We start from the raw sequence: 26555 nt of genomic DNA, 5'->3' as shown, positions 1-26555 counted from the left end.
CGCCAGCCTCAGATCACGTAGAAGCCGTGCGTGCCGTCGCGGGCCAGCTGGTCGACCAGGCCAAATTCCCAGTCGAGGTAGGCCTGCATGGCTTCGGCGGCGTTGTCCGTGCCCTCGTAGGGGCGCTTGTAGATGTCCGTTGGGGCGTTGGCGGGGCGGACCAGGCCCGTTTCGACGGCGCGACCGGCGGCGATCCAAGCCTCCGTACCGCCGGCCAGGACTCGGACAGGCCTATCGGTGAGGGCTTCCAACTCGGGCGCGGCCAAAGTCGCCAGGGCGCCGTCGGGCGATGTCAGGACGATGGTCGTGTTGGGCGGGACCTGAGTCACCGCGACATCCAGTTGCGCGCGGATCGCGAACCAGGCCCCTGGAACGTGGCCTTTGCGGTGAACCGGACTGGGCGCGAGGTCGATGACCACGACCGCGTCGTCGGCGATGGCTTGAGCCAGGTCGCGCGGCGATATGGTCTCGACCTCGGGGAGGGCGGGAAGGCTGGACGTCCAGAGGCCGCGCTCCAGCGCGCCGCCGAAGCCGCCTTCCAGGACATAGACCTCCCAACCCAGTTGGGCGAGCCACGAGGCCGTCATGTCGGCGCGGGGACCGAGGTCATCGGCCAGCACAATCCGGCCGCCTCGGACGGGCGCGAAGACGTCGGTCTCCTGCACGAGCTGGCCACCGGGCGCCGAGCGGAAGCCTGGAATGTGGCCGGCGACGTATTCGTCGGGCGTCCGGACATCGAAGCGATAAAGGGTGCGGTCGATGTCCTTGGCCAGATCGGCCAGCCCTTGGGCGTCCACCCTGCGCACGCCGGCGCGATAGGCCACGTCGTGGGCGCGAGCGCGAGCCTCCTCCAGTGTCTGCTCGCCCACGCTGGGGAACTTGCGGCTTTGGCCATGCTCGAGCGTCTGCTGGGCCAGGGTCCAGCCGATGGTGCCATTGCGCAGGGCGAAGATGGGGTTGGGCAGGCCCGCGTTCACCAGCGACTGGGCGCCGATCAGGCTCCGCGTGCGGCCGGCGCAGTTGACGATGATGGTCGTGGACGGGTCCGGCGCCAGCTCGCGCGCTCGCAGCACCAGCTCCGCGCCGGGCGTGTTGATGCCGCCGGGAATGCTCATGGTGGCGTATTCCTCGAACCGGCGGGCGTCGAGGATCACCTGGTCGGCCTTGGCGTCGATCCGCGCCTTGACCTCTTGGGCCGGTAGCGAGGGCGTGTGGCGGCGCGCCTCGACCAGCTCGCCGAACGCCTTACTGTAGGAGTTGACGTCCTGGAACAGCTCGTACCCCGCCGCGCGCCAGCCGGCGAGGCCGCCATGCAGGGTGTGAACGTTCGTGTAGCCCAGCGCCGCGAGCCGCTCGGCCGCCGGCGCCACGAGCCCCTCGGCGTCGTCGTAGAGCACGATCTTGGTCGCCTTGCGGGGAACGCGGTCGAGGATCTCGATCTCCAGCCGGCTGAGCGGCAGTTGCGAGGCGAACAGCGGGTGGGCCTTGGCGAACGGGTCTTCCTCGCGCAGGTCCAGGAGGGCGATCTCGCGCCGGGCGATCAGGTCGCGGCGCACCTCGTGCGGCGTGATCAGGGGCAGGGTCATTCGGCGGCTCCGTAGGCCAGGGCGCTAGCGCGATCGAACAGGAGGGGCGGCGGGACGTCGGCGTAGCCGGAAATGAAGGTCTTGGGCTTGCCGTTGGCGTCGTAGGTCGAGCGCTTCACCGTCCCGATGTCGGCGCCGTAGACGTGGATGCTGATTGAGGTCCGGTCCTCGAAGGCGTTGGCGACGCGGTGGATGTCGCCGACGGTGGGCGACACGGCCTCAACCTGGCCGGGCTCCAAGCGATGGACAGGACCGACGCCGGTCAGCGCGCCGTCGGTCAGGTCATAGGCTTGCGACAGCTCGGCGCCCCGAAGCACGCCAATCAGGCCCCAGACCGTATGGTCGTGGACCGGCGTGGCTTGCCCCGGTCCCCAGACGAAGCTGACCACCGAGAACCGCCCGGCCGGGTCACGGTGCAGCAGATACTGCTGGTAGCGCGTCGGATCCGGCAGGCTTTGCGCTTCGGGCAGCCAGTCGTCCTGGGCCACGAGTTCGGCCAGCAACGCGCCGCCCTCGCGCAGGATAACCGCCTCGTCGCCGGTGCGATCCAGCAGCGCGGAGAGGTCGGCGACGAAGTCGGACAGGCGATGAGGGCGATGCTGGCTCATGGATTACAGCACGTATTTGAGGGTGACGAGGTAGGTCCGGGGATCGGCGAAGTTCAGCAGGTAGATCCCTGTCGACGGCGTGTAGGTGGAGCTGACCGCCTTCTGCGAATTGAGGATGTTGCGGACCGACAAGCTGACGGCCCACCGCGGGTCGGGCGTGGTCCAGGTCGCGACGCCGTTCAGGAAGCCTTGCGAGGGGATGTCGTTCTGGCCGCCGGCAGCCGGCGTGGCGCTGGTGACGATCCCGCTCTGCCACTGGGCGTTCAAGCCAAGGCGAAGCGAGCCTGGGATGTCGAGGTCCGGGTCGTAGGTCACGCCGCCCGAAACGCTCCAGCGGGGCGAGTTCAGCAGGCGATTGCCATCGGCGTTCACCCCGGCGCCGCCGGCGCCCTTGTAGTCGTCATAGATCGCGTAAAGCCATCCGACGCTAAACTGGGCGCCCAGACGCTCGGTCGGGCGCGCGTCGGTCTCGAGCTCGACGCCATAGGTGTGGGCCTTGCCCGCGTTGCCTCGGCGGCTGCCGACATAGGCCGGATCGTAGAACGAGACCTGCAGGTCCTGATAGTCGTTGTAGAAGGCCGCCAGATTGGCCCGCAGCCGCTGGTCTAGGAGCTGGGTCTTCAGGCCCGTCTCATAGGTGGTCACGTCCTCGGGCGCGAATGGCAGGGTGGCGAGATCCAGCCGCGTGGCGCGGTTGTCGAAGCCGCCCGACTTGAAGCCCTTCGAATAGCTGACGTACTGCAGGACGTCCGGCGTCCACTGGAACTGGGCCGAGACCTTGGGCGTGATTGCTGACCAGGTCTTGTCGGCCTTGCCCCTGATCGACTGCGAGACGACCTGGCCCGCCAGGTTCAGGCCCTTGTTGTCGAAGACGAATTCCTTCTTCTCGTTGGTCCAGCGCAGGCCGCCGGTCAGCGAGAGGCGGTCGGTCGCCTTCCAGGTCGCCTCGCCGAAGACGGCGTAGGCGTCGGTGTTGGTGATGTTGTGGGCCCGGGCGAAGTTGTAGTTGCCGGGCGTCACCGTCGGGTCGGTCGCCTGGGCGTTGCGGCGGCTGTAGCCGTCACGCTGCACGAAGAAGCGCTCGTGCAGATAGAAGAGCCCGCTGGTGAAGGTCAGAGCGCCAAAGTCGCCGTTCAGCTGTAGTTCCTGGGTGGCGTACTGATCGTTGTAATGGATCAGGTTCTTCTGGATCAGCGCCGCTTCGCCGTCGTTGTCGTAGGCGACGGGGTTGAGGTTGAAGCCGCCATAGGCGCTGATCGACTTCAGCTTCAATTGTTCGGTCAGGTCATACTGCACGCGCAGCGAGACGCTGGCCTGGTCGAGGTCCTGGACGGGCTCGACCTCAGAGTAAGACCGATCCTTGCGGAACGCGCCGCCGGGCTGCTTGACCGGGATATAGCTGCGCGTGTCGCTGCGATCGCGCAGGGCGTTGACCGTCAGCAAGGCGTCCAGCCGGTCGGTCGGCGTCCATCGCAGCTTGGCCCTGAAGGCGTCGAGGTCGATGCGGTTGACGTCGTGGTTCAGTGTCGGGTTGAAGGTGACGCCGTCGCGCTTGTGGTGGATGTACGAGAAGCTGCCCGAGAGTTTGTCCGAGACCAGCGGCCCTTCGATCAGCGCGCGGACGTCGACCGCGCCGTAGTTACCCAGGCCCACCTCGGCCTTCGCGCGCAGGGTCTGGCCCGGATCGCGAGTGATGACGCGTAGGGCCCCAGCGCTGGAGTTGCGGCCATAGAGCGTGCCTTGCGGGCCGCGCAGCACCTCGACCCGCTCCAGGTCGTTGAACTCGACCATCGAACCGATCTGGCGCGGGATGTAGACGTCATCGACATAGACGGCCAGCACCGGCTCCTGGATCGGATCGGCCTCGCCGACGCCGCGCAGGGCGTAGGTCTGGGTGGTGTGGCTGATCGTGACCCGGCTGATCGACAGGTTCGGGATCTGGCCGGAGAGGTCGCGGATGTTGTCGATCTTGCGATCGGCGAGCACCTGCTGGCCGAAGGCCGAAATGGCGATGGCGGTCTTCTGCAGATCGGTCGCTCGCCGTTCGGCGGTGACGATGACCTGCTCGACGGCCGGCGCGGCGCCGTCGACGGCGGGTGTCGGCTCAGCGGCCTTCGCCGTTCCGAAAGCGGCGAGGCCCGAGCTCAAAAGTAGAAGATTTCGCAGAGGGCGATTACGCATGTCTATCCCCGATTTATTTCATAGGGATTTGCCATCTGCTCAGTCTCGCCTCAACGAATATAAAATCTTCAAGCGACTAATTTTACTTAAATCATCATTTGTGATGATCTATATTTGATAAACTCAATCTACTTGAGGTAGGGCGTCAGGCGATCATTCCAGAGTGACTTCACCTCGACACGCGCTGGAATGACCTTCGCGGCCGCGAAGGTGTCGGCCACGGCCTGCTGAGAGGCGATCGCCGCCTCGCTGATCGGTTCAAGGATCGAAGCGGTGCTGCGTTCTCGGAATTCCTGCTCGTAATAGGCTTGGCTGACGCCCGTGGCCTGGGCCCGCACGCGCGCCCAGCGCTCGCCGTCGGCGTTGATCCAGTCGAACACCTTGCGGTAGCGGCTCACGTAGTCGCCGATCGCCGCCAGACGCGCCGGGTCGTCCAGCGCGTCCTGGGCGGCCGTGATCAGGTAGTTGCCCGAGAGGATCCCCTGGGCCGTGGTCAGAACCCGCGCCCCGGCCTCCCGCGCCTGGTAGACGATCACGCCATAGATGATCCAGGCGTCGAGAGCGCCGCTCTGGAAGGCGGCCAAGCCGTCCTGCGGCGATAGGGCCACGGGCGTGATGTCAGCCCAAGTCAGCCCCGCCTTGTTCAGCAGGCGCAGCAGGATGTAGTGCGACGTGGTCGCCTTCACATAGCCGACGCGCTTACCCTTCAGTTGGCTGAAGTCCTGGACCGGGGAGCCCTTGGGCAGCAGCACGACCTGATTGTTCACGTCGCTGCGCAGCACGCCGACGATCCTCACCTGGTTGCCCGGGTGCCCCGCGACGAAGATCGGCGGAATCTCGCTCATCCCGCCGAAGTCGAGCGCGCGGGCGTTGATCGCCTCGACGATCAGGTTGCCGCCGGCGAATTGGGTGCGCGCTAGCTTGTAGGGCGGGTCGGCGACGCCGGCCTCGGCGAAGAAGCTTTCGGGATTGCCGCGATAGGTCGCCACCCGCAGCGTCAGGTTCGACAGGTCGCCGGACTTGGCGTCCTTTTGGGGCGAGCAGGCAGTGAGGCCCGCCATGGAAAGTCCGGCGATCGACAGGCCGCCGGCCATCAGGTCGCGCGGCGGGAAAGGGAAAAGCCGGTCATCAGTCGAACAGATCCGGCTCTTCTTCGGTGACGATCTCCCAGTACGGCTGAAAGGCCCAGAAGCCGCCGACCTCCGTGCCGACCTGGCCGGCGGTGTGCTTGGCGACCTCGGGCGGCATCGGCTTGGTGGCGCCGGCAGCTTCGGCCAAGAGTTGCGTCTGGCAGGCGTTCTCCAGCGCCAGATAGCGCCACACCGCCGCTTCGACCGACTGGCCGACGGTCAGGATGCCGTGGTTCTGCAGGATCACCGCTTTCTTCGGGCCCAGGGCCTGGGCGATCTTCTTGCCCTCGCTGGTGTCGAGCACGACGCCCGAGAACTCCTCGAACAGGGCGTGGTCCTCGTAGAAGGCCGCCGAGTCCTGGGTCAGCGGATCCAGCAGACGACCCAGCGCCGACCAGGCCTTGCCGTACAGCGAGTGCGAGTGGGCGGCGGCCACGACGTCCGGGCGCGCCTCGTGCAGCTGGGAATGGATGGCGAAGGCGGCGCGGTTCAAGCGGGCGGGGACCTTGGCGGGCGGCTGGACGATCTCACCCGCATGGCTGACCAGCATCAGGTCCGAGACCTTGATCCGGGAGAAGTGGACGCCGAACGGATTGACCCAGAAGTGGTCGGTCAGTTCGGGATCGCGCGCGGTGATGTGGCCCGCGCCGCCCATGTCGAAACCGTAGCGGCCAAACAGCCGGTAAGAGGCGGCCAGCCGCTGTTTGCGATAAAGCCTCTCGGCCTCGATCGTCGGCTGGCGGGGGATCTCGCTCGAGCCGAACTCGGGCAGCACCGTGTCGATCTTGGCGGGATGCGGCGCGCCGGGCTGGAAGGCCCTGGGCGCAGGGATGGCGGTCATGGCGCGATGTCCTTCAATAGCCGCGCGACAGATCGACGACGCCCGCCAAGGGTTCGCCGGTCCGAAAGCGGGCCAGGTTCTCGGCGAACTGGGTCGCCAGGTTGATGCGGGTGTCGGGCGTGTGCACCGAGGTGTGCGGCGAAAGCCGAACCCGAGGATGGCTGTAGAACGGGTGGCCCTCGGGCAGGGGTTCGGGATAGGTCACGTCCAGGCTGGCGCGGGCGACGCGGCCCTCGTTCAGGGCGGCCAGCAAGGCCTCATCGTCGATCAGCGCGCCGCGAGCGATGTTGATCAGATGCAGGCCAGGCTTGGCGTGCAGCAGGAGATCGCGATTGACGATCCGCTCGGTCTGCGGCGTCGCGGGCGCGGCCAGCACGACGTGATCGCTCCGCTCGAACAGGGTCTTGAGGTCCGCGACGCGCTCGACTCCAGGCACGGGGATGGCCGCGTCGGAGCGGCGGACCGCCAGCACCTTGATCCCAAGCGCCTGGGCGCGTGGCGCCAGGGCCTCACCGATCGCGCCGAAGCCGACCAGGCCCAGGGTCGAGCCCGAGACCAGCTTCAGCTGCTGCGGCGCCCAGCGCTCGGCGGTGTCGATCCAGATGTCGGGCAAGCGCTTGGCCTCGGCCAGGATCGCGGCCAAGGCGAATTCAGCAAGGGCGATGGCCGACGACCCGCGCGCCGAGGTCACGATCGGCCCCTCGAACAGCCAGGGCGGATAGAAGTCGATGCCGACCGAGACCAGTTGCACCCAGCGGACGTCGAACGGCCAACCAGGCGGCGCCCGGTCGGGCAGGGTCCCGCCCGCCTTTCGGAACGGCGCGGCGACCAGCACCTTGGCCTTCGGCGGCAAGGGCGCGGTCAGGCCAGGTGGCACGGCCACGATGTCGGCGTCCGCCACGTGCTGGGCGAAGACGCTATTGAACACCTCCGGCAACTGACTGGCGACGACTATGCGGCTCATCGCGCGCCCCCGGCGAAGGCCGCACGGCCGGCGCTGGTCAGAACGACGTCGGCCTGGGGCGTATGGACGCGGCCGCACAGCACGTCGCGATGGTGGCGCTCCAGCGGATTGGCGCGGGTCAGGCCGGGGTTGCCGGTCAGCCTCAGCGCCTTTTCGACGACCGTGATCGCGTTCTCGGTGACGAGGTGCTTGACTAGGCTGGCCTCGACGCCGCCGACCTCGCCGCGCGCGGCGGTGTCGAGCAGGACGCGGTTGGAAAGCAAGAGGCCTTCGATCTCCCCGACGGCTTCCTGGAAGCGCGGCAGGGTCGAGAGCGAGGCGCCCAGGTTGGCGGGCTTTCGATCGATCAGGAACTCGACGAGCCAGTCCCGCGCCGCGCGCGCCACCGCGTCGTAGATCGCCGCGGTCAGCACCGCCGACCAGGCCGCGAAACTGGCTGGGTAGGGCGGCGGCGCGCCGAGCGGTTGCGGGTCCAAGGCATGATCCAGTGGGACCAGGACGTCCTCGAAAACCACGTCGTGGCTGGCGCTGGCGCGCAGCCCCAGGTGATCCCAACTCTCCTCGATCACGACGCCCGGCGTGTCGGCGCGCACCAGCCAACCGCCGACCAAGGGCTCGGCATCGTCGCTGCGCGCCCAGACCACGAACCAGGTCAGGTTGGTCGAACCAGTCGAATAGATCTTACGTCCGCTGATCCGCCACCCTTCCGGCGTGCGGCGGGCGATCGTCGCCGGCAGACCGCCGCGGGCGGGCGTGCCCAGGTCGGGCTCGACGCGCAGAGCGTTGATCAGGGCGCCATGCTCGATCGCCTCATCGATCACACGGCGCTTCAAGTGCTCAGGCCACCCCGAGCGGCCTTCGACCGACGCGTGGAACAGGTACTGCATCACCAGGACCAGCGCCGTGGCCGGCTCGCCGCGCGCCACGGCCGAGATCACCTTCAGGGCGGTCGGCAGGTCGGCTTCCAGTCCGCCCAGACGCGCCGGCGCCGTCAGGGCCAGCAGCCCCGCTTCGTGCAGGAGCCTGAAGTTCTCGGCCGGGAAGCTGGCCTCGCGATCATGCTGGGCGGCGGTGGCGGCGAAGGCCCGGGTCAACTCGGGGAGGATGGCGTCGAGATCGGGCAAGCTGGCCCGCGCCTCGAAACGGCGAACCGGCGCGTTCACAGCACCACCTCGCCGGTAGGAAAAGCGACCAGATGCCCCTCGCCATGGGCCGGGGCGGCCTCGACGCCCAGATGACCCAGCAGGCGGCGCCGGATCGCCTGGAAGCGGGCGTCCGGCGCCCGGGGACGCTCCAGCGTGATCTTCTCCTCGGCGGCGATCCGCCCCTTGTCGAGCACCAGCACGCGATCGGCCAGGGCCACCGCTTCGTCCACGTCGTGGGTGACGAGCAGAACGGCCGGACTGTGCTCGCGCCACAGCGACAGCACCAGATCGTGCATCTTCAGGCGAGTCAGGGCGTCGAGGGCGGCGAAGGGCTCGTCCAGCAGCAGGAGACCGGGTTCGCGGACTAGGGCGCGCGCCAGAGCCGTGCGTTGCGCTTCGCCGCCAGACAAGGTGGTGGGCCAGGCGTCGAGCCGATGACCGAGGCCGACCTCCTTCAGCGCCGCCTCGGCGCGGGTCCGAACGTTTCCACCCGAGAGGCCGAGCGCCACGTTGCGCCAGACCTTCTTCCACGGCAGGAGCCTGGCGTCCTGAAACACGACAGCGCGCGCATCGGGTGTGTGGACGTCCTGGTCGCCGGCCGCGTCGAGTCCCGCCAGCGTGCGCAGCAGGGTGGTCTTGCCCGAGCCGCTGGCGCCGAGCAGGGCGACGAACTCGCCTGGAGCGATCGACAGGTCCAGCCCGGCGATGACCGTGTTGTCGCCGAAGCGGCGTACGAAGTTGTGTAGGCGGACGGCCGGCCCTGCGCCAGGCGTGGCGGAGGTCGGGCGAAGGCGCGGCTGAAGGGCGGCCATGGTCATTGCTCCACGAGGCTGGGACGCCACGCCAGCGCCTTGCGCTCCAGCGTGCGAACGAGGGTGTCGGCGCCGAGGCCAAGCAGGGCGTAGACGACAAGGCAGACGACGATGATGTCGGTGCGCATGAAGTCGCGGGCGTTGTTGACGAGGTAGCCAAGGCCCGCCTGGGCGTTGATTTGCTCTGAGATCACCAGCACCAGCACCGAGACGCCCAGGGCGTAGCGCAGGCCAACGAAGAACGAGGGCAGGGCGCCGGGAAGGATCACCTCCCGGACGAGGCTCCATCCTCGGAGACCAAAGCTGCGCGCCGCCTCGACCAGTCGTACGTCGACGCTGCGGATGCCGGAGAACAGGTTCAGATAGAGCGGGAAAGTCGCGGCGACGGCGATCAAGGCGATCTTCGGCGTCTCGCCAATGCCGAACCAGACGATGAACAATGGCGTCAGGGCGAGAGACGGTATCGTCCGCTTGATCTGCATGAGAGGGTCGACCAGCGTCTCTCCCCACCGCGAAAGGCCGGAGATCAAGCCGAGCGTCACCGCGACAACCAGCGCGATCGAAAGTCCAGCCCCGGCTCGGGCCAGCGAGACGGCGAGGTTCTTGGGCAACTCGCCTGAGGCCGTCAGGGTCCAGAAAGTCTCGAGGACGGTTGAGGGGGCGGCCAGGATGCGCGGCGGGACCACGCCGACCCGCGCCCCGAGCTCCCACAGGAGGAGCAACGCCACAGGCGAAAGCCAGCGGGCGCGGGACAGGCTTGGCCATCGCCATGGCTTGGCTTCAGAAATTCTGTAGGTGGTCGCCAGAGACACTGGGACGCTCCTTCGTCGGAAACCGTTGCGACGCGGTCGTCGCGGGTCCAAAAGAAGGACGCTTAATTCCTACTCTATCAATAGACTTATCCTCACGGGTCTTATTAGCAAATCTCAAGAGGGCGCGGATGGTCACCAACCTGCCGACCGAATTGCTGCGAAGCTTCGTCGCGATCGTCGATTCCGGCTCGATGCTGCGCGCGACCGAGAAGGTGTTCGTCACCCAGTCGGCGCTCAGCCTGCAGATGAAGCGGCTGGAGGAGACGGTGCTGACGCCGTTGTTCCATCGCGATGGGCGCCGGCTGATCCTGACCCCGGCTGGCCAGGCGCTTCTGCCTCGCGCCCGCGAGATCCTGGCGCTGAACGACAAGGCCGTCGTGGCGCTAACCGGTGACGCCCTGGCGGGACCGGCGCGCGTCGGGCTGGTTCAGGACTTCGCCGAGACCTTGCTATCGGGCGTGCTGGCGAGGTTCGCCAGCCTCAATCCCGACACCCAGCTGCATGTGCGGGTGGCGGGCTCTCCGGAACTGCTAGGTCTTCTGGAGGCCGATCGCCTGGACGTCGTGCTCTGCATGGGCGCGGCGGATGATCCCCGCGCGGTCCAGGTCACGCCGATGGTGTGGCATGGCGAGGCCGCTCTGGCCGACAGCCCCGTGCTGCCGATCGCCATTCTCGAGACTCCCTGCCGGTTCCGGGATGCGGCTTTGGCCGCGCTCGAGCGGGATGGCCGGCCGTATCGGGTGGCGATGGAGACGCCAAGCTTGTCGGCCCTGAGGGCGGCGGTGCAGGCGGGCCTCGCCGTGACCTGCCGCACCGCGCTGTTTTTGCCCGATCGCACGCCACTGGCCGGCAATCGCCTGCCATCCTTGCCTGATGTCGCCTATGTTCAGCGCATCAATGCCTCGCCCCATTCGGCCATCGACAAACTGGCCCAGCTGGTCCACGCCGCAGCACTGGCGCTCTAGCGGTCGAGATCGGTGAGAACGGTCTTCGCGACGGCGGCCGCTTGGCCGCGGATATCGGGCACGGCGATGATCTCCCAGTGGGCCGCGCGCGTGGATGGCCCGACGGCGAAAAGACGCGGGATAGCCTCGCCGCTGGCGTCGCGCAGACGGTTGTCGTCGTCCAGGTCGAAGCCCAGGCCGAGCGGGTCAGGGCGTGCGAGGCCTTGGCGGACGAGGTCGCGCACCAAGTCGTCACGCGCGGCGAGAATGTCGCCGGTCGGGCCCGTGCAGTTGATCACCCGGATTGCGCGGAAGGCGTAGCCGGCCTTGCCGCCCCGCGCGCGGTATTTGCAGATCGCATGGTCGTCGGCGCCGAGGCTCAATTCACGGATCTTGCCCGCGGCGATCACAAGCTGGCCGCTGGCGCGCATCGCGTCGATGCGGTCGGCGACTTCCGGGGCAAGGCGATGGCGATGGATATCCCAGAAGGGACGCGCGTGGCGCAGAAAGGCCTGCCGGCGCCGAGGTGACCAGCTTCGCCAAAGCACCTGGGTCACGGGGCGGACGGCGTCGATCGCCGTGCGCCAGCCGCGCTGGCGAGCGGTTTGCCTCAGCCAGGCTATCAGCGCTACCGGCGACAGGTCGCTCGGCGGCGCAGGGCAGGGGCTCGGCGCGCCCTCGTGGCGCAGCGGCGCCAGGCCTCGCCGCGACAAGGCGAGCATCGGGCGGCCCGGCTGGGCGTCATCCAGCGACAGGGCGACATCGACCATGGTCAGGCCCGTGCCGATCAGCATGACCGAGCCTTCCGGTAACTCGCTGGCGCGCCATCGCCAGGGGTCGGCGATATAGGCCTCTGATGCTGCGAAGGCCTCATCGACGCCTTGCGGCCGCGATGGCGGCGGATTGCCCAATGCTAGGATCACCGCATCCGCGTCGTAGCGCCGGCCAAGGGCCGTGGTCAGCTGCCAGCCTTGCCCTGAAGGCGCGATGCCGACGATCGCATCCGGATTGACGACGAGGCGACCTAGGCCTTCGGGGCCTTCGGCGATCTCCGCGATCTGCGCCTGGAGATAGCGGCCATAGTCGGCGCGACGGGCAAAGCCGCCGGGGCCGACGTCGAGCCCTTGGTCGGAGAGCCAGGCCACAAAGTGATCCGGCCGATCGGGCCAAGCGCTCATATTGCCCGCCCGCACATTGAGCTTGTGGCTTGGATTGTGGGTCGAATAGGCGGCGCCGAGACCCACGGGCGCGCGTTTTTCGAAAAGCAGAACCTTCGCCGCGCGGCTCTGCGCCAGCAGATTGAGGGTGGTCATGACCCCGCTGAAGCCCGCCCCGACGACGGCGATGATCGGCGCTGAAGAGCGGCTCATGGCAAAACTCTATAAATTTACTGGGATTTTGTGCGCGATCGCCTCGTCCAAGGCAAGACGCCTTCGCGGATATGCGCGCGCCTCAAGCGTCTTATGACTAGGAAAGATATATAAAACTCTGATTTTGCTCAGAGAAATACTCCATCGCGAGGCCTGGCGGCCCGCGCCATGGTCGCCCTGCCGACGCTCCAAGGGCCGGAGCTGACATCCGACGAACATGGAACGCCCGCACGGAGCGGGTGGGGGATAGTTCTTTGATCTTGCCTGAACGCTTCAACACGTCTCGATGGCGCCCCGCGCTTTTGGCCTGCGCCTCTGTCGCCGCCATCGCCGGGCCAGGCTACGCCGCTGACACCACCACGACGGGTCCGGCTGCGACCGCCGACGCCGAGGGAACCAACGCCGTCGAAAGCCTGATCGTCACCGGCGTGCGCGGCGCGCGGCGCACCGTCGCCGACAGTCCAGCGCCCGTGGACGTGATTGGCGGCGAGCAGCTTCTGACGACCGGCAAGGTCGGGTTGAAGGAAGTCCTCAACACCCTGATCCCGTCGTTCAATCTGCCGGGCATCAATGGCGGCGGCACCTCGTGGACGGTGCGCGCCATCACCTTGCGCGGCTTGAACGGCGACCAGGCCCTGTTCCTGGTCAACGGCAAGCGCCGCCACACGACGGCGCTGATCAACAACCTCGCCCGCGTCGGGCGCGGCGGGGCTCCGGTCGATCTCGACTTCATCCCGGCCTCGGCCATCGAGCGGATCGAGGTGCTGCGCGATGGCGCCTCGGCGCAATACGGCTCCGACGCGATCGCCGGCGTCGTGAACATCATCCTGAAGGACGGCGTCGATGAGCGCTCGTTCAGCTACACCGGCGGCCAGAACTATCTTGGCGATGGCGACACGCGGTCGGCCACGCTGAACTGGGGTCGGCCGTTGGGCGACAACGGCGGCTTCCTGCATCTGGCCCTGAACTGGAAGAACAACGAGGCCGCCAGCCGGTCCGTCCCCTCGCGCGCCCAGTACATCTACCAGCCGACGGTGACGACCGTGAACGGCGTGACCACGGTGACGCCCGATCCGCGCGACGCCACCGCCGACCGCTACTATTGGGGCAAGAGCTATGGGCCGGGCGAAGAGGATATTCTGGCGGCGTCCTACAACGCCGAACTGCCTTGGCGCGACCTGAACCTCTACGCTTCGGGCACACTCAGCCATCGATCGTCGAAGAAGAACACCGGCAGCTTCCTGCCCAACCTGGCGCCAGTTGCCGGCGTGACGGCGGGAAGGCCGCTTAACCGCAATTCGCTGCCCGAGGTCTATCCCGACGGCTTCAACGCGCTGCGCCGCATCTTCGAGCTCGATTTCCAGAGCAGCTTCGGCGCGCGCGGCGAAACGGCCGGCTGGTCTTGGGACCTCTCGACCACGTTGGCGCAGGATCACGCTCAGCTCGACGGGCAAAACACGCTGAACGCTACTCTAGGCCCGTCCAGCCCGACCTATTTCCATCTCTCCACGCACGAGTTCCGTCAGTGGACCAACAATCTCGACGTGACGCGCGAGATCACCGGCTGGCTTAGAAACCCACTGCAGGTCTCCTGGGGTCTCGAGCACCGCTACGAGCGATTCCTTATCGAGGCGGGGGATGAGGCGTCCTATATCGTCGGCGACTATGTGATCCCGGCAGGACAGCCCTTCGCGGGCCTGCGTCCGAACCCGGGTCTGGCCTCCTACGCCGGCACCGCGCCCGAGGACGCCGGCTCGGCCAGCCGCAACAGCGGCGCCGCCTATGTCGATCTCGGGACCAACCTGACGAAGACCTGGTACGTCGGCGTCGCGGGACGCTACGAGCGCTATGGCAAGGGCGTCGGGGACACCACCAGCGGCAAGCTGACGACGCGTTGGGAGTTCCTGCCGGGCTACGCCGTCCGCGCCACGGTCAGCAACGGCTTCCGCGCCCCGTCGCTGGGCCAAACCATCTTCGCGACCTCGACGATCAACGGCAGCCTCTGCGCGGCCGCGCCCAACAACATCTTCCGCGGCGCGCCGTGCACGCCTGGGGAATATCTGACCTTCCCGACCAAGGTCCTGCGCACCGACAGCGCCGAGGCCAAGGCCCTGGGCGCCGAACCGCTGAAACCGGAGAAGTCGACCAACTACAGCTTCGGCCTGACCGCCGAGCCGTTCGCGGGCCTGAGGCTGACACTGGACTCCTACCAGATCGATATCGACGACCGGATCGTCGACACAAGCAACCTGGATCTCTCCGTGACCCAACTGGCGTCGCGCGCGGATCTGGCGCCGCTGCTGGCGCGGTTCCCGCAAGGCCTGACGGCGACCTATTACACCAACGCCGTCTCGACCCGGACGACTGGGACCGATTTCGTTGCTGACTATGGGGTGAACCTCGGCGAGTTCGGGCGCTTGAACCTCAACGCCGCCTACGCCTTCAACAAGACCAAGATTACCAAGCTGAAGGCGACTCCGGCGGTCCTCAAGGCGGTCAATCCGAACCTCGTGCTGTTCGACCGCCAGAAGATCGCTGATCTGACCGTCGGCACGCCGCGCGAAAAGATCATCCTCGGCGCGCAATGGCTTCGCGGCGCCTGGAATGTCGGCCTGCGCAACACCCGCCATGGCCGCTACACCGAAGCGGGAACCTCGGCGAGCCTCGACCGCACCTACAGTCCGAAGTGGATCACCGACCTCGATATCGGCTGGCAGGTGCGCGAGACCACCAGCGTCGCCATCGGCGCCAACAACCTGTTCGACAAGCATCCGGACAAGATCGGGATCATCAACGCCGACCAGGGCACGGGACAATTCGGGACCTTCTCGCCCTTCGGCATCACCGGCGGCTACTACTACGCCCGCCTGACTCAGCGGTTCTGAGGAGGGCGCGATGGACAGACGTCAGCTCATCGCCGGTCTCGCCCTCGGGGGGCTCGCCGCCTCGCTCGCGGCCTGCGCCAAGGGCGACGGCCAACCGGTTCTGAAGGTCGGCAGCCAGCGCGGCGGCACCAAGGCGGTCCTGCTCGCGTCCGGCGCGCTGGAGGGCGCTCCGTACCGGATCGAGTGGAGCGAATTCCCTGCCGCCGCGCCGCTTCTCGAAGCCTTGTCGGCGGGCGCCGTGGACCTTGGCGAAGCCGGTGATGCGCCGTTCCTGTTCGCCTACGCCGGCGGCGCCAAGATCAAGGCCGTCCAGGCTGGCAAGAGTGGCGGCGGCGGAACGGCGATCCTGGTCCGCAAGGACTCGCCGATCAGGACGCCGGCCGACCTGCGAGGCAGGAAGATCGCTACGGGCCGAGGCTCGATCGGCCACCATCTGCTGCTGCGGGTGCTGGAGAACGCCGGGCTGAAGCCGGCCGACGTCACTCTGGTCTATCTGACGCCCGGCGACGCCAAGGCCGCGTTCACGGCGGGATCGATCGACGCGTGGGTCACCTGGGGCTCGTACATCGCTCTCGCCAGATTGCATGACGCGGCCCGGATCCTGGCCGATGGAACGGGGGTGATCAGCGGCTTCGGCTACGAGGCCGCCAGCGAGCGGGCCATCGCCGACAAGCGCCCCCAGGTCGAGGATTTCCTGCGCCGCCTGGCAAAGGCGCGGCGATGGGCGGCCGCCAATCCCGAGGCCTTCGCCAAGGTGCTCTCGCGGGAGACGGGGCTTTCGGACGAGATCGCGCTCAACACGGTGCGAAACTACCGGCTGCTGCCGACGCCGATTGGGCAGGACTCGGTCACCGAGGCCACAGCGGTGCTCGACCGTTTCCGGGCGGCGGGCGCAATCACCAGTTCGCGCGATCCGGCCGGCGCGTTCGACGCTTCGTTCAACGGGACGCTGTCATGAGCGACCCGCTGTCCCTCGCGACGAACGTCCTGGTGATCGGCGGCGGCCTGGCCGGCGCGTGGGCGGCCGTGGCGGCGGCTCGCGAAGGCGCGGACGTCGTCCTGGTCGACAAGGGCTATTGCGGGACCAGCGGCGTCACCGCCACCGCCGGTCCCGGCCACTGGTGGGTCCCGCCCGAGCGGCGCGAGGCCGCCGTCGCCGACCGCGTGCAACGCGCCTTGGGGCTGGGCGACCCCGAGTGGATGCGGCGCATCCTTGATCTTACCTGGAGCAGCCTGCCCAAGCTTTCCGACTACTACGATTTCTCGACCGACGAGACGGGTCAGGTCCAGTACCGCGCCTTACGCGGGCCTGAATACATGGTGGCGATGCGCGCCTACGCCTTGGCGTCCGGAGCCCGCATTCTGGACCACCACCCGGCGCTGCAGCTGCTGCGGCATGGCGACGGCTCGATCGCCGGCGCCACGGGGCTGGCCCTGCGCGGCGAGACGCCCTGGACCATCCGGGCGGGCGCGGTCGTCATCGCCACCGGTGGCGTCGCTTTCGCCTCCCGCCTGCTGGGCTCGGCGACCAACACCGGTGATGGCTTGCTGATGGGGGCGGAGGCAGGCGCCGACCTCTCCGGAATGGAGTTCTCGAACTACTACACCCCGTCCGTCGCCGGCACGAACATGGCCCGGTCGATGGCCTACAGCTTCGCGCGCTGGTTCGACGCCGACGACAACGAGCTCGACATTCCGAATGGGCCGGACGTCACCCCGCATCTGGCCCGCGCGCTGCTGAAGGGGCCGCTCTTCTGCCGTCTGGATCGCGTGCCCGAAGACATCCGGGCGATCATGCCGGAGGTGCAGCCGAACTTTGTCCTGCCGTTCGATCGGATGGGGATCGACGCGTATCGCGATCGCTTCGAGGTGACCCTGCATGCCGAAGGCACCGTGCGCGGGATCGGCGGGCTCCGGGTCGACGACGAGGACTGCCAGACGGTTGTCCCAGGCCTCTATGTCGCTGGCGACGCCGCCAGTCGCGAGCTCGTCACCGGCGCCGTCTCTGGCGGCGGCGCGGTCAATTCGTCCTGGGCCCTGTCATCAGGGCAGTGGGCGGGCGCGGCGGCCGCGCGGAAGGGCAGAGCGCTCGGAGCCCGCGCCGACGCTCTCGTGATCGCGACGGGGCAGGCCGGCCTCTCGCCTCGTCGCAAGGCCCGCGATTTCGATACGGCTGGCGCGGTCCAGGCGGTGCGCGAAGAGCTCAACGCCTACGACAAGAACATCTTCCGGCGCGGCGAGGCGCTCACGGCCTCCCTGGAGCGGCTGGACAGCGTCTGGCGCGAACTGGCCGATCATGGCCAGGCGCAGGGCAGGGGGGCGCTGCGCCTTCGGGAGGCCGCCGCGTTGGTGGCGGCCGGGCGCTGGAGCAAGGCCGCGGCTCTGGCCCGCCGCGAAAGCCGAGGAATGCACCGCCGCGAGGACGCGCCGGCGCCCGATGCGCGGCTGGCCAGTCGCCAGCGGGCGCAAGGCCTCGACCGCGTCTTCACGCGCTTCGAGACGGCTCCGGCCCACGCGGAGGTCGCCTGATGATCGAAGTCGTCGTCGAGGACCGCTGCACCGGCTGTGGCGACTGCGTCCAGGCCTGCCCCAGCGACGTGCTGCGGGTGGGAGAGGGCGGCAAGGCGGTGATCGCCCATCAGGTCGACTGCCAGACCTGCCTGCTCTGCGAGCTCTATTGTCCAGCCGACGCCCTGTTCGTCTGGCCCGAGGTCGATCGGGTCATCGGCGTCGGCGCCGACCAGGCCCTGGCCTCCGGACAGCTGGGCGCCTTCCGCCGCGACCACGGCTGGGGCGAGCACGCCGCCACCCACACCAACCAACACTGGCGGATGGGAGCGATCTTCGAGCGCGCTCGCCTGCTGGCGATCGAAACCGCCGCCGCCAAGACCGCTCGCACCGAGGATGTCCGATGAGCAAGAGCCTGAAGGAACGCCTGGCCGATCTCCACGCCGAACGCGAGCGCACCTGGGATCCGGCCGCCTTGAAGATCAATGTCGACCAGCGGCGCACGCTGGTGGAGACCGCCGATCCGACGCGTTGGGTCCAGGTCGGTCAGCGTCTCGCCCCCTTCGTCCTGAAGGATGTCGAGGGCGGCGACCTGTCGCTGGAGCGCCTGCTGGAGCGCGGCCCGGCGGTGCTGGTGTTCTTCCGCTTCGCCGGCTGCCCGGCCTGCAACATCGCGCTGCCGTACTACGAAGAGCGTCTGGCGCCGGCCCTGCGCGATCTGGGGGCGACGCTGGTGGCCGTCAGCCCGCAGGTTCCCGAGCGGCTCGTGGACATCAAGGTCCGCCATGGCCTGAGCTTCAAGGTCGCCTCCGACCTCGGCAATGATCTCAGTCGCCAGTTCGGCGTCCTCTACACCGCGGACGAGGCCAGCCAGGCGGCCCAGCGCGCCAAGGGCGCCTTCATCGGAGAGACCACGGGCACCGGAACCTGGGAGCTGCCCCAGCCGGCCGTGGTCGTCATCGACCATGAGCGCGTCGTCCGCTTCGTCGACGTCAGCCCCGACTGGCTGGTCCGCACCGAGGCCGAGCCTGTGCTCGAGGCCGTTCGCGACATCACCCTGGTTCCCGCCGAATAGATCGGAGATCTTCCATGACTGACCAACGTCAACTCAAACTCGGCTTCATCCTGCACGGCGTCGGCCCCGGCTGGGGCGACTGGCGTCACCCGGACGCCCAGCCCAACGCCAGCACGAACTTCCAGTTCTACAAACGCCAGGCCCAGGTGGCCGAGGCCGGGAAGTTCGACTTCCTGTTCGTGGCCGACAGCGTCTACATCACCGAAAAGTCCAGCCCGCACTACCTGAACCGCTTCGAGCCGCTGACGATCCTGTCGGCCCTGGCGGGCGCGACCAACAACATCGGCCTCGTGGGCACCCTGACGGTCAGCTACAGCGAGCCGTTTAACGTCGCCCGCCAATTCGCCTCGCTCGATCACATCAGCGGCGGCCGCGCGGGCTGGAACGTCGTCACCTCGTGGCTGGAAGGCAGCGCGGCCAACTACAGCCGCGAGAAACACTACGCCCACGACGTCCGCTACCGCCTGGCCGGCGAGTACCTCGATGTCGTGCAGGGGCTTTGGGACTCCTGGGAGGACGACGCCCTGACCTTCGACAAGAAGGGCGGCCAGTTCTTCGATCCGGCCAAGCTGCACACCCTGAACCACAAGGGCGAGTTCTTCTCGGTGAAGGGCCCGCTGAACATCAGCCGCTCGCCCCAGGGCCAGCCGGTGATCTTCCAGGCTGGCGCGTCCGAGGACGGCAAGGCCTTCGCCGCCCGCCGGGCTGACGCGATCTTCGTCTCGCACGAGGATCTCGACGCCGCCCAGGCCTACTACAAGGACATCAAGGCTCGGGCGGCGGCCTTTGGGCGCGATCCCGATCAGTTGCACGTATTGCCCGCCGCGCGGCCCGTTGTCGGACGCACGGCCGAGGAGGCCGAGGCCAAGTATCAGGAGCTGATCGAGCTGGTTTCGATCGACAACGCGCTGTCGTCGCTGGCGCGCCCGTTCAACGAGTACGATTTCACCCAGCATGACCTCGACGGTCCGTTCCCGCTGGAAGCCGCCGAGTTCGGGGCCAACTCCAACCAGAGCGCTGTCAATCGGATCGTCGAGGCTGTGAAGGCCGAGGACCTGACGCTGCGCCAAACGGCCCTGCGCTTCGCGACGCCCCGCGGCCATTTCGTCGGCTCGACGGAACAGGTCGCCGACAACCTGCAGCAATGGTTCGAAGAACGCGGCGCCGACGGCTTCGTGCTGTTCGAGAGCCTGCCGGGCCAGCTTGAGGCCTTTGTCGAACTGGTCGTGCCGATCCTGCAGCAGAGGGGGCTGTTCCGCACCGACTACGAAGGCTCGACCTTCCGCGAGAGCCTGGGCCTGGATTTCCCGGTCAACCGGTATTCGAGGGCGCTACAAGCCGCGGAATAACTTCAATTGGTCGCTTCAGGGCTACGCGAGATGGCGTGCCCCTGAAGCGACGCGTTGAAACGTAGAGTTACTGGGTGAAACAATCGGCGATCATGGCGCACACGGCCAATGCTCAGCGCTCGTTTCGAGGCGGCCATCAGAGATATCTCTTTGCCATTCCGAACATCGTCTAAGATATATTATCAGAAATAATGGCTGCCTGCGAGACGGGCGGGCTTGACGCCGCGCCGCCAAGCTACAAAACAGCTTTCGCTAGCCCCGTGGATGTTTCGCGTCGCGGGTCCGGACAGTTTTCGGGAGACAAGCGAGATTGGCTAGGAATTCGGGAGCCATTCGCGGTCCCACGATCATCGACGTCGCGGCCCAGGCCGGCGTGTCGCCCATGACGGTGTCGCGGGTCATCAACGACCGTCCCGGCGTTGGTCCGGAGACCCGCCAGGCGGTCAACGAGGCCATCCGCGCGCTGGGCTACACGCCGAATGTCGCCGCGCGCAGCTTGGTGACGTCGGCCGAACTGCGGATCGGAGTCGTCTACTCCAACCCCAGCGCCGCCTTCATGAGCGACTTCCTGACCGGCGTCTTCGAGGAGGCCTCCATCCGAGGCGCCCGCCTCATCCTGCTCAAGGGCGGCGAAGGCGGTCGACCGCCCAGCGCCGCGGACCTTAAGGCGCTCGTGGCGTCTGGCATTCGTGGGGTGATCCTGGCGCCGCCGCTGGGCGAGTCACCCGTCGTGCTGCGCGCGCTGGCGAAGGCTGGCCTGCCGATGGCCGCCGTGGGCGCCTATGGCGTCAAGGACGCGATCTCCGTACGGATCGATGATCGCCGCGCCGCCTACGAGATGACGCAAGCGTTGATCCAACTGGGCCACCGGCATCTTGGCTTCATCGTCGGCAATCCCAACCAGGCGGCCAGCGCTCAGCGCATGGCGGGCTTCCAGGACGCCGTGCGCGAAACCCCTGGCGCGACCACGATCATCGCTCAGGGAGACTTCAGCTTCGCCTCGGGCCTCGCCGCCGCCGAGGAATTGCTCGACGCCACGCCGCCGCCGACGGCGATCTTCGCCAGCAATGACGACATGGCGGCCGCGGTTGTTTCGGTCGCGCACCGCCGCCATCTGGACGTGCCGCGCGAGCTCACCGTGGTCGGATTCGACGACACGCCGGCGGCCGTCACCCTTTGGCCGCCGCTGACCACGGTGCATCAACCGGTGCGCAAACTGGCGGCCGAAGCGCTTGGACGCCTGACGGCCGAGATCGCCAAGACCACGCCGGACGGCCAGAGCGGCTGCGAGCACGTGCTGGATCACGAGATCGTCGCGCGTCAGTCGACGGCTGCTTTGCCGACCGCCTAGCCTCCTCACCGTCCGCCAGCCACCGCCACAGTGGCCATTATGTCGGAGTATTGACTCCCTCCCCGCATCAGCATACCACCGGTATGGTAACGTTACCGTTCCCCGGTTCAAAGGGCTCGGTGGCGCGAAAAATGCGCGGACGCAACGACGTCTGCGCCTTGGGAGGGAAATCGAAAATGCGTGCCACGGGCATGAACCATTCGCGCGCGCCGTTTGAGCCGGCGCAGATCCAAACAGACACAGTCGCCTCCGCGCGCTCGCCCGGAAAGCTGCGGGGGCAGGCGCTGATGTCGGCGGGCGCGGGCGCGCTGATGTCGATGTTGATCGCCGGACCGGCGCTGGCGCAGTCCGCGCCCGCCAAGCCCCCCTCCCCGAGCGACGACGCCGTCGTCAGCGAAATTGTCGTCACTGGCACGCGGATCCAGACCACCGGCTTCACCGCGCCGACTCCGACCAGCGTGATCGGCGAAGCGCAGATCCAGAACAACGCCCAGCCCAACGTCTTCGCCACCATCGTCCAGCTGCCGTCGCTGCAGGGGTCGAGCGGCTCGGCGACGAACACCTTCAGCACGTCGAGCGGCCAGCAGGGCCTGAGCTCGTTCTCGCTGCGGGGCCTGGGCACCATCCGCACCCTGACCCTGCTGGATGGCCAGCGCGTGGTCGGCGCCTACTACACCGGCGTCACCGACGTCAGCCTGTTCCCGCAACTGCTGATTCAGCGCGTGGACGTCGTGAACGGCGGCGCTTCGGCCTCTTACGGCTCCGACGCGGTGGGCGGCGTCGTCAACTTCATCACCGACACCCGCTTCACCGGCCTGAAGGGCAACGTGCAGGGCGGCATTTCGAAGTACGACGACAACGAGCAGGGTTTGGTGCAGCTCGCCGGCGGCCGCAGCTTCGCCGGTGACCGTGTCCACCTGGTCGGCAGCGTCGAGTGGGCCAAGGAAAACGGCGTCGGCCCGGGCGATTTTGGCCTGGACCTGGCGGGCGATCGCCACTGGTTCACCCAGACGACGATGATCAACCGCAACGTCATCGACGACAAGTCGCCGCAGTATCTGATGCGCGACTACGCCCAGCCCTACGCCTACACCAAGTACGGCCTGATCACGGCCGGCCCGCTGCAGGGCATCGCCTTCGACCAGAGCGGCCAACCCTTCCAGTTCCAGTACGGCTCGGGCGGCGTGCCGTCCAAGACCGCGGGCGGCGCGGTCCTGGGCTGCCTGCCCGGCTTCTGCGTCGGCGGCGACCTGTCAGGCAATGTCGACAGCGGCCGTACGCTGCAGTCGGCGATCGAACGCAGGGTCGGCTACGGCCGCATCGGCTATGACTTCGCCGAGAACAACGAGGCCTACGTCGCGTTCAACCTGGGCCAGGTCAAGACCAGCAATCAGCCCGTCAACGGCATGAACCGGACCGGCCTGACGCTGCAGTGCGCCAACCCGTACCTGCCCACCTCGGTGCGCGATGCGTGTGCGACCGCCGGGATCACCAGCTTCCAGTTCGGCACCAGCAACGCGCTACTGCCCAACACCAAGGTCCACACCGACCGCCGCATGCACCGCATCGTCGCCGGCCTGAAGGGCAAGTTCGCCGCGTTCAATTCCGACTGGTCGTATGACGCCTACTACGAGCATGGGGTCAACAAGACCGCCATCGACGTCGACCACATCCTGCTGACGCCGCACTTCAACCAGGCGATCCAGGCCATCACTCTGAACGGCGCCATCGTCTGCGCCGATCCGGTGGCCCGCGCCAATGGCTGCCAGCCGCTGAACATCTTCGGCGGCAAGCCGCCCTCGGCCGCGGCGCTTGAATATGTCCAGCCCGCCGCCGGTCCGTTCCAGCGCCTGCGCATGACCCAGGACGTGGCCAGCCTGAACTTCTCGGGCGCGCCGGTCGACCTGTGGGCCGGCCCGCTGTCGGTGGCCTTCGGCGCGGAATATCGCCGGGAGTTCTACACCGTCCGCGCCGACCCCTACGGCGCCGGCATCGCCGATCGCAGCCCCAACAGCGGCGCCTATCCGGCCGATCCGCTGATGTCGTCGCTGGGCAACAACTGGCACGCGGGGAACTACAAGAACGGCGACGGGGTCTACAACGTCAAGGAAGCCTTCCTGGAAATCGACCTGCCGCTGTTCGACAACGACGCGGCCGGTCGCGCCAACTTCAACGCCGCGGCGCGGGTCACCGACTACAGCACCTCGGGCACGATCTGGACCTGGAAGGCTGGCGGCACCTGGGACACCCCGATCGACGGCCTGCGCTTCCGCGGCGTGACCTCGCGCGACGTCCGTGCGCCCAACCTGTCGGAATTGTTCGCCGCGCCCGTCACCACGACCCTGCCGAACTTCTTCGACCCGGCGAACAACCGGAACGTGGTGGCGATCCAGAACGCCGTCGGCAACCCGGACTTGACGCCGGAGATCGCGCGCAACTCCCAGATCGGCGTCGTGCTGGCCAATCCGTCGTGGCTGCCTGGCTTCAGCGCGTCGTTCGACTACTACAAGATCAAGGTCGACGACGTCGTCTCCAGCCTGGGCGCGGCGCAGATCGTCGACTACTGCTTCCGCAACATTCTGCCCCAGACCTGCGGCGCCTATAACCTCAACAACACCACCGGCCCGAACTACATCAACGTCCAGTCCTTCAACCTGGCGTCGATCAAGACCAGCGGGTTCGACATCGAGGCCAGCTATCGCTGGCGCCAGCCGCTGGGTCTCTCCGGCAACTTCACCCTGCGGGCCCTGGCCACCCACATCCGGGAATTCTGGACCGACACCGGCCTACCCGGCACCGTTCCGGTCGACTCCGCGGGCGTGAACCAAGGCAACACTCCCAAATGGAAGTGGCTGGCTATCCAGAGCTACGAGACCGATCGCTTCAGCATCATGCTGCAGGAGCGTTGGTTCACCGACGGCAACTACGGCAACCAGTACGTCGTCTGCGCCCCGGGAACCTGCCCGGTCTCGACGGCCAACGCTCCGACGATCGACAAGAACTTCATGCCTGGCGCATTCTACATGGATGTGGGCGGCACCTATACCATCCGCCCGGACGTGACCGCCTACTTCAAGGTCGACAACCTGTTCGATCGTGATCCGGCCAAGTCGCCGAACTACGCCAACCCGGCGCTCTACGACATCATCGGCCGGATGTACCGGGCCGGCGTCCGCTTCAAGTTCTAGGTCGCGGCCGGCGTGGCGCCTTCACGGCGCCACGCCGTCACCGCCAGACCTGATTGACCTGCCTATTTGTCTGACCATTATTCGGCGCACCATTGAACGCGCCAGCGCCATGGAAACGGGCGCACAAGACGCAAGCGATCTGGGAGAAGACATGTTCCGATTTGCCCGGCCGCTGGCCGTCTCCGCCATGGCTTTGATGCTGGCCACGCCGGCGCTCGCCCAAACCAAGGCCGACGCGCCGATCCCGCTGCGCGTCGAGGCGGCGACGCCCGGAGCCAAGATCGATCGTCACATCTTCGGCCAGTTCGCCGAGCATCTGGGAACGGGCATCTACGGTGGCGTCTGGGTCGGCAAGGACTCGACGATCCCCAACGTCCGCGGCATCCGCAAGGACGTCGTCGAAGCCCTTCGCGCCATCAAGGTGCCGAACGTGCGCTGGCCCGGCGGCTGTTTCGCCGACGAGTATCACTGGCGTCACGGGATCGGCCCGGCGGAGGCCCGGCGCAAGACGATCAATTCGAACTGGGGCGGCGCGGTCGAGCCCAACACCTTCGGCACCGACGAGTTCATGGACTTCGTCGACCAGATCGGCAGCGAGGCCTATGTCTCGGTCAATGTCGGCTCGGGCACGGTCCAGGAGGCGGCTGAATGGGTCGAGTACATGACCGCCGATCCGGCGACGACCGCTGGCAAGGAGCGCGCGGCGAACGGCCACCCGGCCCCTTACAAGGTCAAGTTCCTGGGGCTGGGCAACGAGAGCTGGAGCTGCGGCGGGGCCATGCGCCCCGAGTACTACGCCGACGAGATGAAGCGCTACGCCCGCTTCGTCCGCAACTATAATCCCAAGCAGACCGGCGCCGAGGCGATGCAGCGCATCGCGGTAGGCCCCAACCAAGCGGACCCGGCCTACACCGAGGCGGTGATGGCCGCCTACAAGTCGCACGACTGGGCCTGGAGCCTCGAAGGCCTGTCGCTTCACTCGTACACCACGGGCGGCTGGCCGCCGTCCTATTCCAGCACCAAGTTCGACGAGACCGCCTACGCCAAGCTCCTGAAGGAGACGCTGGGCATGGACGACCTGATCACCAAGCACTCGGCGATCATGGACAAGTACGATCCGGAGAAGAAGGTCACGCTGGCCGTCGACGAATGGGGCGTCTGGCTGGCGCCGCTGGAGGGCACCAATCCGGGCTTCCTGGTCCAGCAGAACTCGCTGCGGGACGCCATCGTCGCCGCCCTGAACCTGAACATCTTCGCGCGTCACGCCGATCGGGTGCGGATCACCAACATCGCCCAGATGGTCAACGTCCTGCAGGCCATGATCCTGACCGACAAGGACAAGATGGTGCTGACCCCGACCTACCACGTCTACAAGATGTACCTGCCCTTCCAGGACGCGACCTTCGTCCCTGTCAGCCTGGACAAGGGGGTCTATACCCAGGGGGACATCACCCTGCCCCGGGTCGACGCGATCGCGGCCCGCGATACGCAGGGCAAGCTGTGGCTGGCGGTGACCAACCTTGACCCCGTTCGCGCGGCGAAGATCTCAGCGAACGTCGCGGGCGCCAAGAGCGCCTCGGCCAAGGGTCAGATCCTGACCGCGGCCCGGGTTGATTCCATCAATACGTTCGAGGCGCCGGGCGTGGTCGTTCCTAAGCCCTATATGGCCAAGGCCGGCGCCAAGGGGCTCGACCTCGACATTCCCGCCAAGTCCATCGTTGTCGTCCAGCTTGAGCCGTAAAAGGTCTGACAACTTGCCAAGGCTAATGCGGTTGCGCTTATAGAACCTCGAACGCCGCCAGGAGT

At 67.4% G+C, this 26555-nt stretch carries 20 protein-coding genes; 10 read left to right on the top strand and 10 right to left on the bottom strand.

The features are described 5' to 3' along the window. Positions 1–8: 8 nt before the first annotated feature. From CSEG_RS10220 to CSEG_RS10180, 9 genes are all read right to left on the bottom strand, one after another. Positions 9–1586, bottom strand: coding sequence for a rhodanese-like domain-containing protein (locus CSEG_RS10220; RefSeq protein ID WP_013079158.1), 1578 nt, complete (start codon positions 1584–1586; stop codon positions 9–11). Next, positions 1583–2194, bottom strand: coding sequence for a cysteine dioxygenase family protein (locus CSEG_RS10215; protein ID WP_013079157.1), 612 nt, complete (start codon positions 2192–2194; stop codon positions 1583–1585). Before CSEG_RS10215 ends, CSEG_RS10220 begins: the two co-directional genes overlap by 4 nt. Before the next feature lie 3 nt (positions 2195–2197). Continuing rightward, on the bottom strand, positions 2198–4375 hold the full coding sequence (locus CSEG_RS10210; RefSeq protein ID WP_013079156.1) for a TonB-dependent receptor: 2178 nt from the start codon (positions 4373–4375) through the stop codon (positions 2198–2200). A gap of 128 nt (positions 4376–4503) precedes the next feature. Next, positions 4504–5469 carry an ABC transporter substrate-binding protein gene (locus tag CSEG_RS10205; protein ID WP_013079155.1) on the bottom strand — a complete coding sequence of 322 codons (966 nt, stop codon included), beginning with the start codon at positions 5467–5469 and terminating at the stop codon, positions 4504–4506. A 34-nt stretch (positions 5470–5503) separates the two neighbouring features. Further along, a complete protein-coding gene (locus CSEG_RS10200; RefSeq protein WP_013079154.1) occupies positions 5504–6346 on the bottom strand; it encodes a class II aldolase/adducin family protein in 843 nt (280 codons plus the stop codon). Between the two features lie 13 nt (positions 6347–6359). Next, positions 6360–7310 (bottom strand): D-isomer specific 2-hydroxyacid dehydrogenase family protein, encoded by a 951-nt coding sequence (locus tag CSEG_RS10195; protein WP_013079153.1) that lies wholly within the window; start codon positions 7308–7310, stop codon positions 6360–6362. Further along, entirely contained in the window at positions 7307–8473 is a 1167-nt protein-coding gene (locus CSEG_RS10190) for an acyl-CoA dehydrogenase family protein (protein WP_013079152.1), read from the bottom strand. Before CSEG_RS10190 ends, CSEG_RS10195 begins: the two co-directional genes overlap by 4 nt. Further along, positions 8470–9267, bottom strand: a complete 798-nt coding sequence (locus CSEG_RS10185) for an ABC transporter ATP-binding protein (protein ID WP_013079151.1) — start codon at positions 9265–9267, stop codon at positions 8470–8472. The genes CSEG_RS10190 and CSEG_RS10185 overlap by 4 nt, the downstream gene beginning before the upstream one ends. Positions 9268–9269: 2 nt before the next feature. After that, positions 9270–9995 carry an ABC transporter permease subunit gene (locus tag CSEG_RS10180; RefSeq protein WP_227878908.1) on the bottom strand — a complete coding sequence of 242 codons (726 nt, stop codon included), beginning with the start codon at positions 9993–9995 and terminating at the stop codon, positions 9270–9272. A 212-nt stretch (positions 9996–10207) separates the two neighbouring features. On the opposite strand from CSEG_RS10180, the gene CSEG_RS10175 reads away from it, so the two are divergent. Then, on the top strand, positions 10208–11044 hold the full coding sequence (locus CSEG_RS10175) for a LysR substrate-binding domain-containing protein (RefSeq protein WP_013079149.1): 837 nt from the start codon (positions 10208–10210) through the stop codon (positions 11042–11044). Here the strand turns inward: CSEG_RS10175 and CSEG_RS10170 are convergent. Next, positions 11041–12393 (bottom strand): FAD/NAD(P)-binding protein, encoded by a 1353-nt coding sequence (locus CSEG_RS10170; RefSeq protein ID WP_013079148.1) that lies wholly within the window; start codon positions 12391–12393, stop codon positions 11041–11043. The two genes, CSEG_RS10175 and CSEG_RS10170, sit on opposite strands and share 4 nt — an antisense overlap. A gap of 254 nt (positions 12394–12647) precedes the next feature. Between CSEG_RS10170 and CSEG_RS10165 the strand changes: the two genes are divergently transcribed. The 9 genes from CSEG_RS10165 to CSEG_RS10125 all read left to right on the top strand — a co-directional run bounded on the left by CSEG_RS10165 (position 12648) and on the right by CSEG_RS10125 (position 26490). Then, on the top strand, positions 12648–15278 hold the full coding sequence (locus CSEG_RS10165) for a TonB-dependent receptor plug domain-containing protein (protein ID WP_053463745.1): 2631 nt from the start codon (positions 12648–12650) through the stop codon (positions 15276–15278). Positions 15279–15288: 10 nt separating this feature from the next. Continuing rightward, entirely contained in the window at positions 15289–16236 is a 948-nt protein-coding gene (locus CSEG_RS10160; RefSeq protein ID WP_013079146.1) for an ABC transporter substrate-binding protein, read from the top strand. After that, positions 16233–17807 (top strand): FAD-dependent oxidoreductase, encoded by a 1575-nt coding sequence (locus CSEG_RS10155; protein ID WP_013079145.1) that lies wholly within the window; start codon positions 16233–16235, stop codon positions 17805–17807. Before CSEG_RS10160 ends, CSEG_RS10155 begins: the two co-directional genes overlap by 4 nt. After that, entirely contained in the window at positions 17807–18193 is a 387-nt protein-coding gene (locus CSEG_RS10150; RefSeq protein WP_013079144.1) for a 4Fe-4S dicluster domain-containing protein, read from the top strand. Before CSEG_RS10155 ends, CSEG_RS10150 begins: the two co-directional genes overlap by 1 nt. Further along, the gene (locus CSEG_RS10145; protein WP_013079143.1) at positions 18190–18861 is read left to right on the top strand and encodes a peroxiredoxin-like family protein; all 672 of its coding nucleotides are present in this window, start codon (positions 18190–18192) and stop codon (positions 18859–18861) included. The genes CSEG_RS10150 and CSEG_RS10145 overlap by 4 nt, the downstream gene beginning before the upstream one ends. A gap of 14 nt (positions 18862–18875) precedes the next feature. Continuing rightward, positions 18876–20210 (top strand): LLM class flavin-dependent oxidoreductase, encoded by a 1335-nt coding sequence (locus CSEG_RS10140; protein ID WP_013079142.1) that lies wholly within the window; start codon positions 18876–18878, stop codon positions 20208–20210. A gap of 310 nt (positions 20211–20520) precedes the next feature. Further along, entirely contained in the window at positions 20521–21561 is a 1041-nt protein-coding gene (locus tag CSEG_RS10135) for a LacI family DNA-binding transcriptional regulator (RefSeq protein ID WP_013079141.1), read from the top strand. 176 nt (positions 21562–21737) lie between these two features. Beyond that, complete coding sequence (locus tag CSEG_RS10130; protein ID WP_013079140.1) at positions 21738–24749, top strand: TonB-dependent receptor plug domain-containing protein; 3012 nt, start codon at positions 21738–21740, stop codon at positions 24747–24749. A 151-nt stretch (positions 24750–24900) separates the two neighbouring features. Beyond that, positions 24901–26490, top strand: coding sequence for an alpha-N-arabinofuranosidase (locus CSEG_RS10125; protein ID WP_013079139.1), 1590 nt, complete (start codon positions 24901–24903; stop codon positions 26488–26490). The last annotated feature ends 65 nt before the right edge of the window (positions 26491–26555 follow it).

The organism is Caulobacter segnis ATCC 21756, from assembly GCF_000092285.1.
Classification (GTDB): domain Bacteria; phylum Pseudomonadota; class Alphaproteobacteria; order Caulobacterales; family Caulobacteraceae; genus Caulobacter; species Caulobacter segnis.
Note: the sequence above shows the minus strand (reverse complement) of the source record. Positions and strands in the feature narration are given on the sequence as shown.

Excerpts from the sequence above, each read along its gene's own strand:
- CSEG_RS10220 (WP_013079158.1), bottom strand. The coding sequence starts at position 1,586 with ATGACCCTGCCCCTGATCACGCCGCACGAGGTGCGCCGCGACCTGATC.
- CSEG_RS10215 (WP_013079157.1), bottom strand. The coding sequence starts at position 2,194 with ATGAGCCAGCATCGCCCTCATCGCCTGTCCGACTTCGTCGCCGACCTC.
- CSEG_RS10210 (WP_013079156.1), bottom strand. The coding sequence starts at position 4,375 with ATGCGTAATCGCCCTCTGCGAAATCTTCTACTTTTGAGCTCGGGCCTC.
- CSEG_RS10205 (WP_013079155.1), bottom strand. The coding sequence starts at position 5,469 with ATGGCCGGCGGCCTGTCGATCGCCGGACTTTCCATGGCGGGCCTCACT.
- CSEG_RS10200 (WP_013079154.1), bottom strand. The coding sequence starts at position 6,346 with ATGACCGCCATCCCTGCGCCCAGGGCCTTCCAGCCCGGCGCGCCGCAT.
- CSEG_RS10195 (WP_013079153.1), bottom strand. The coding sequence starts at position 7,310 with ATGAGCCGCATAGTCGTCGCCAGTCAGTTGCCGGAGGTGTTCAATAGC.
- CSEG_RS10185 (WP_013079151.1), bottom strand. The coding sequence starts at position 9,267 with ATGGCCGCCCTTCAGCCGCGCCTTCGCCCGACCTCCGCCACGCCTGGC.
- CSEG_RS10175 (WP_013079149.1), top strand. The coding sequence starts at position 10,208 with ATGGTCACCAACCTGCCGACCGAATTGCTGCGAAGCTTCGTCGCGATC.
- CSEG_RS10170 (WP_013079148.1), bottom strand. The coding sequence starts at position 12,393 with ATGAGCCGCTCTTCAGCGCCGATCATCGCCGTCGTCGGGGCGGGCTTC.
- CSEG_RS10160 (WP_013079146.1), top strand. The coding sequence starts at position 15,289 with ATGGACAGACGTCAGCTCATCGCCGGTCTCGCCCTCGGGGGGCTCGCC.
- CSEG_RS10155 (WP_013079145.1), top strand. The coding sequence starts at position 16,233 with ATGAGCGACCCGCTGTCCCTCGCGACGAACGTCCTGGTGATCGGCGGC.
- CSEG_RS10150 (WP_013079144.1), top strand. The coding sequence starts at position 17,807 with ATGATCGAAGTCGTCGTCGAGGACCGCTGCACCGGCTGTGGCGACTGC.
- CSEG_RS10145 (WP_013079143.1), top strand. The coding sequence starts at position 18,190 with ATGAGCAAGAGCCTGAAGGAACGCCTGGCCGATCTCCACGCCGAACGC.
- CSEG_RS10140 (WP_013079142.1), top strand. The coding sequence starts at position 18,876 with ATGACTGACCAACGTCAACTCAAACTCGGCTTCATCCTGCACGGCGTC.
- CSEG_RS10130 (WP_013079140.1), top strand. The coding sequence starts at position 21,738 with ATGCGTGCCACGGGCATGAACCATTCGCGCGCGCCGTTTGAGCCGGCG.
- CSEG_RS10125 (WP_013079139.1), top strand. The coding sequence starts at position 24,901 with ATGTTCCGATTTGCCCGGCCGCTGGCCGTCTCCGCCATGGCTTTGATG.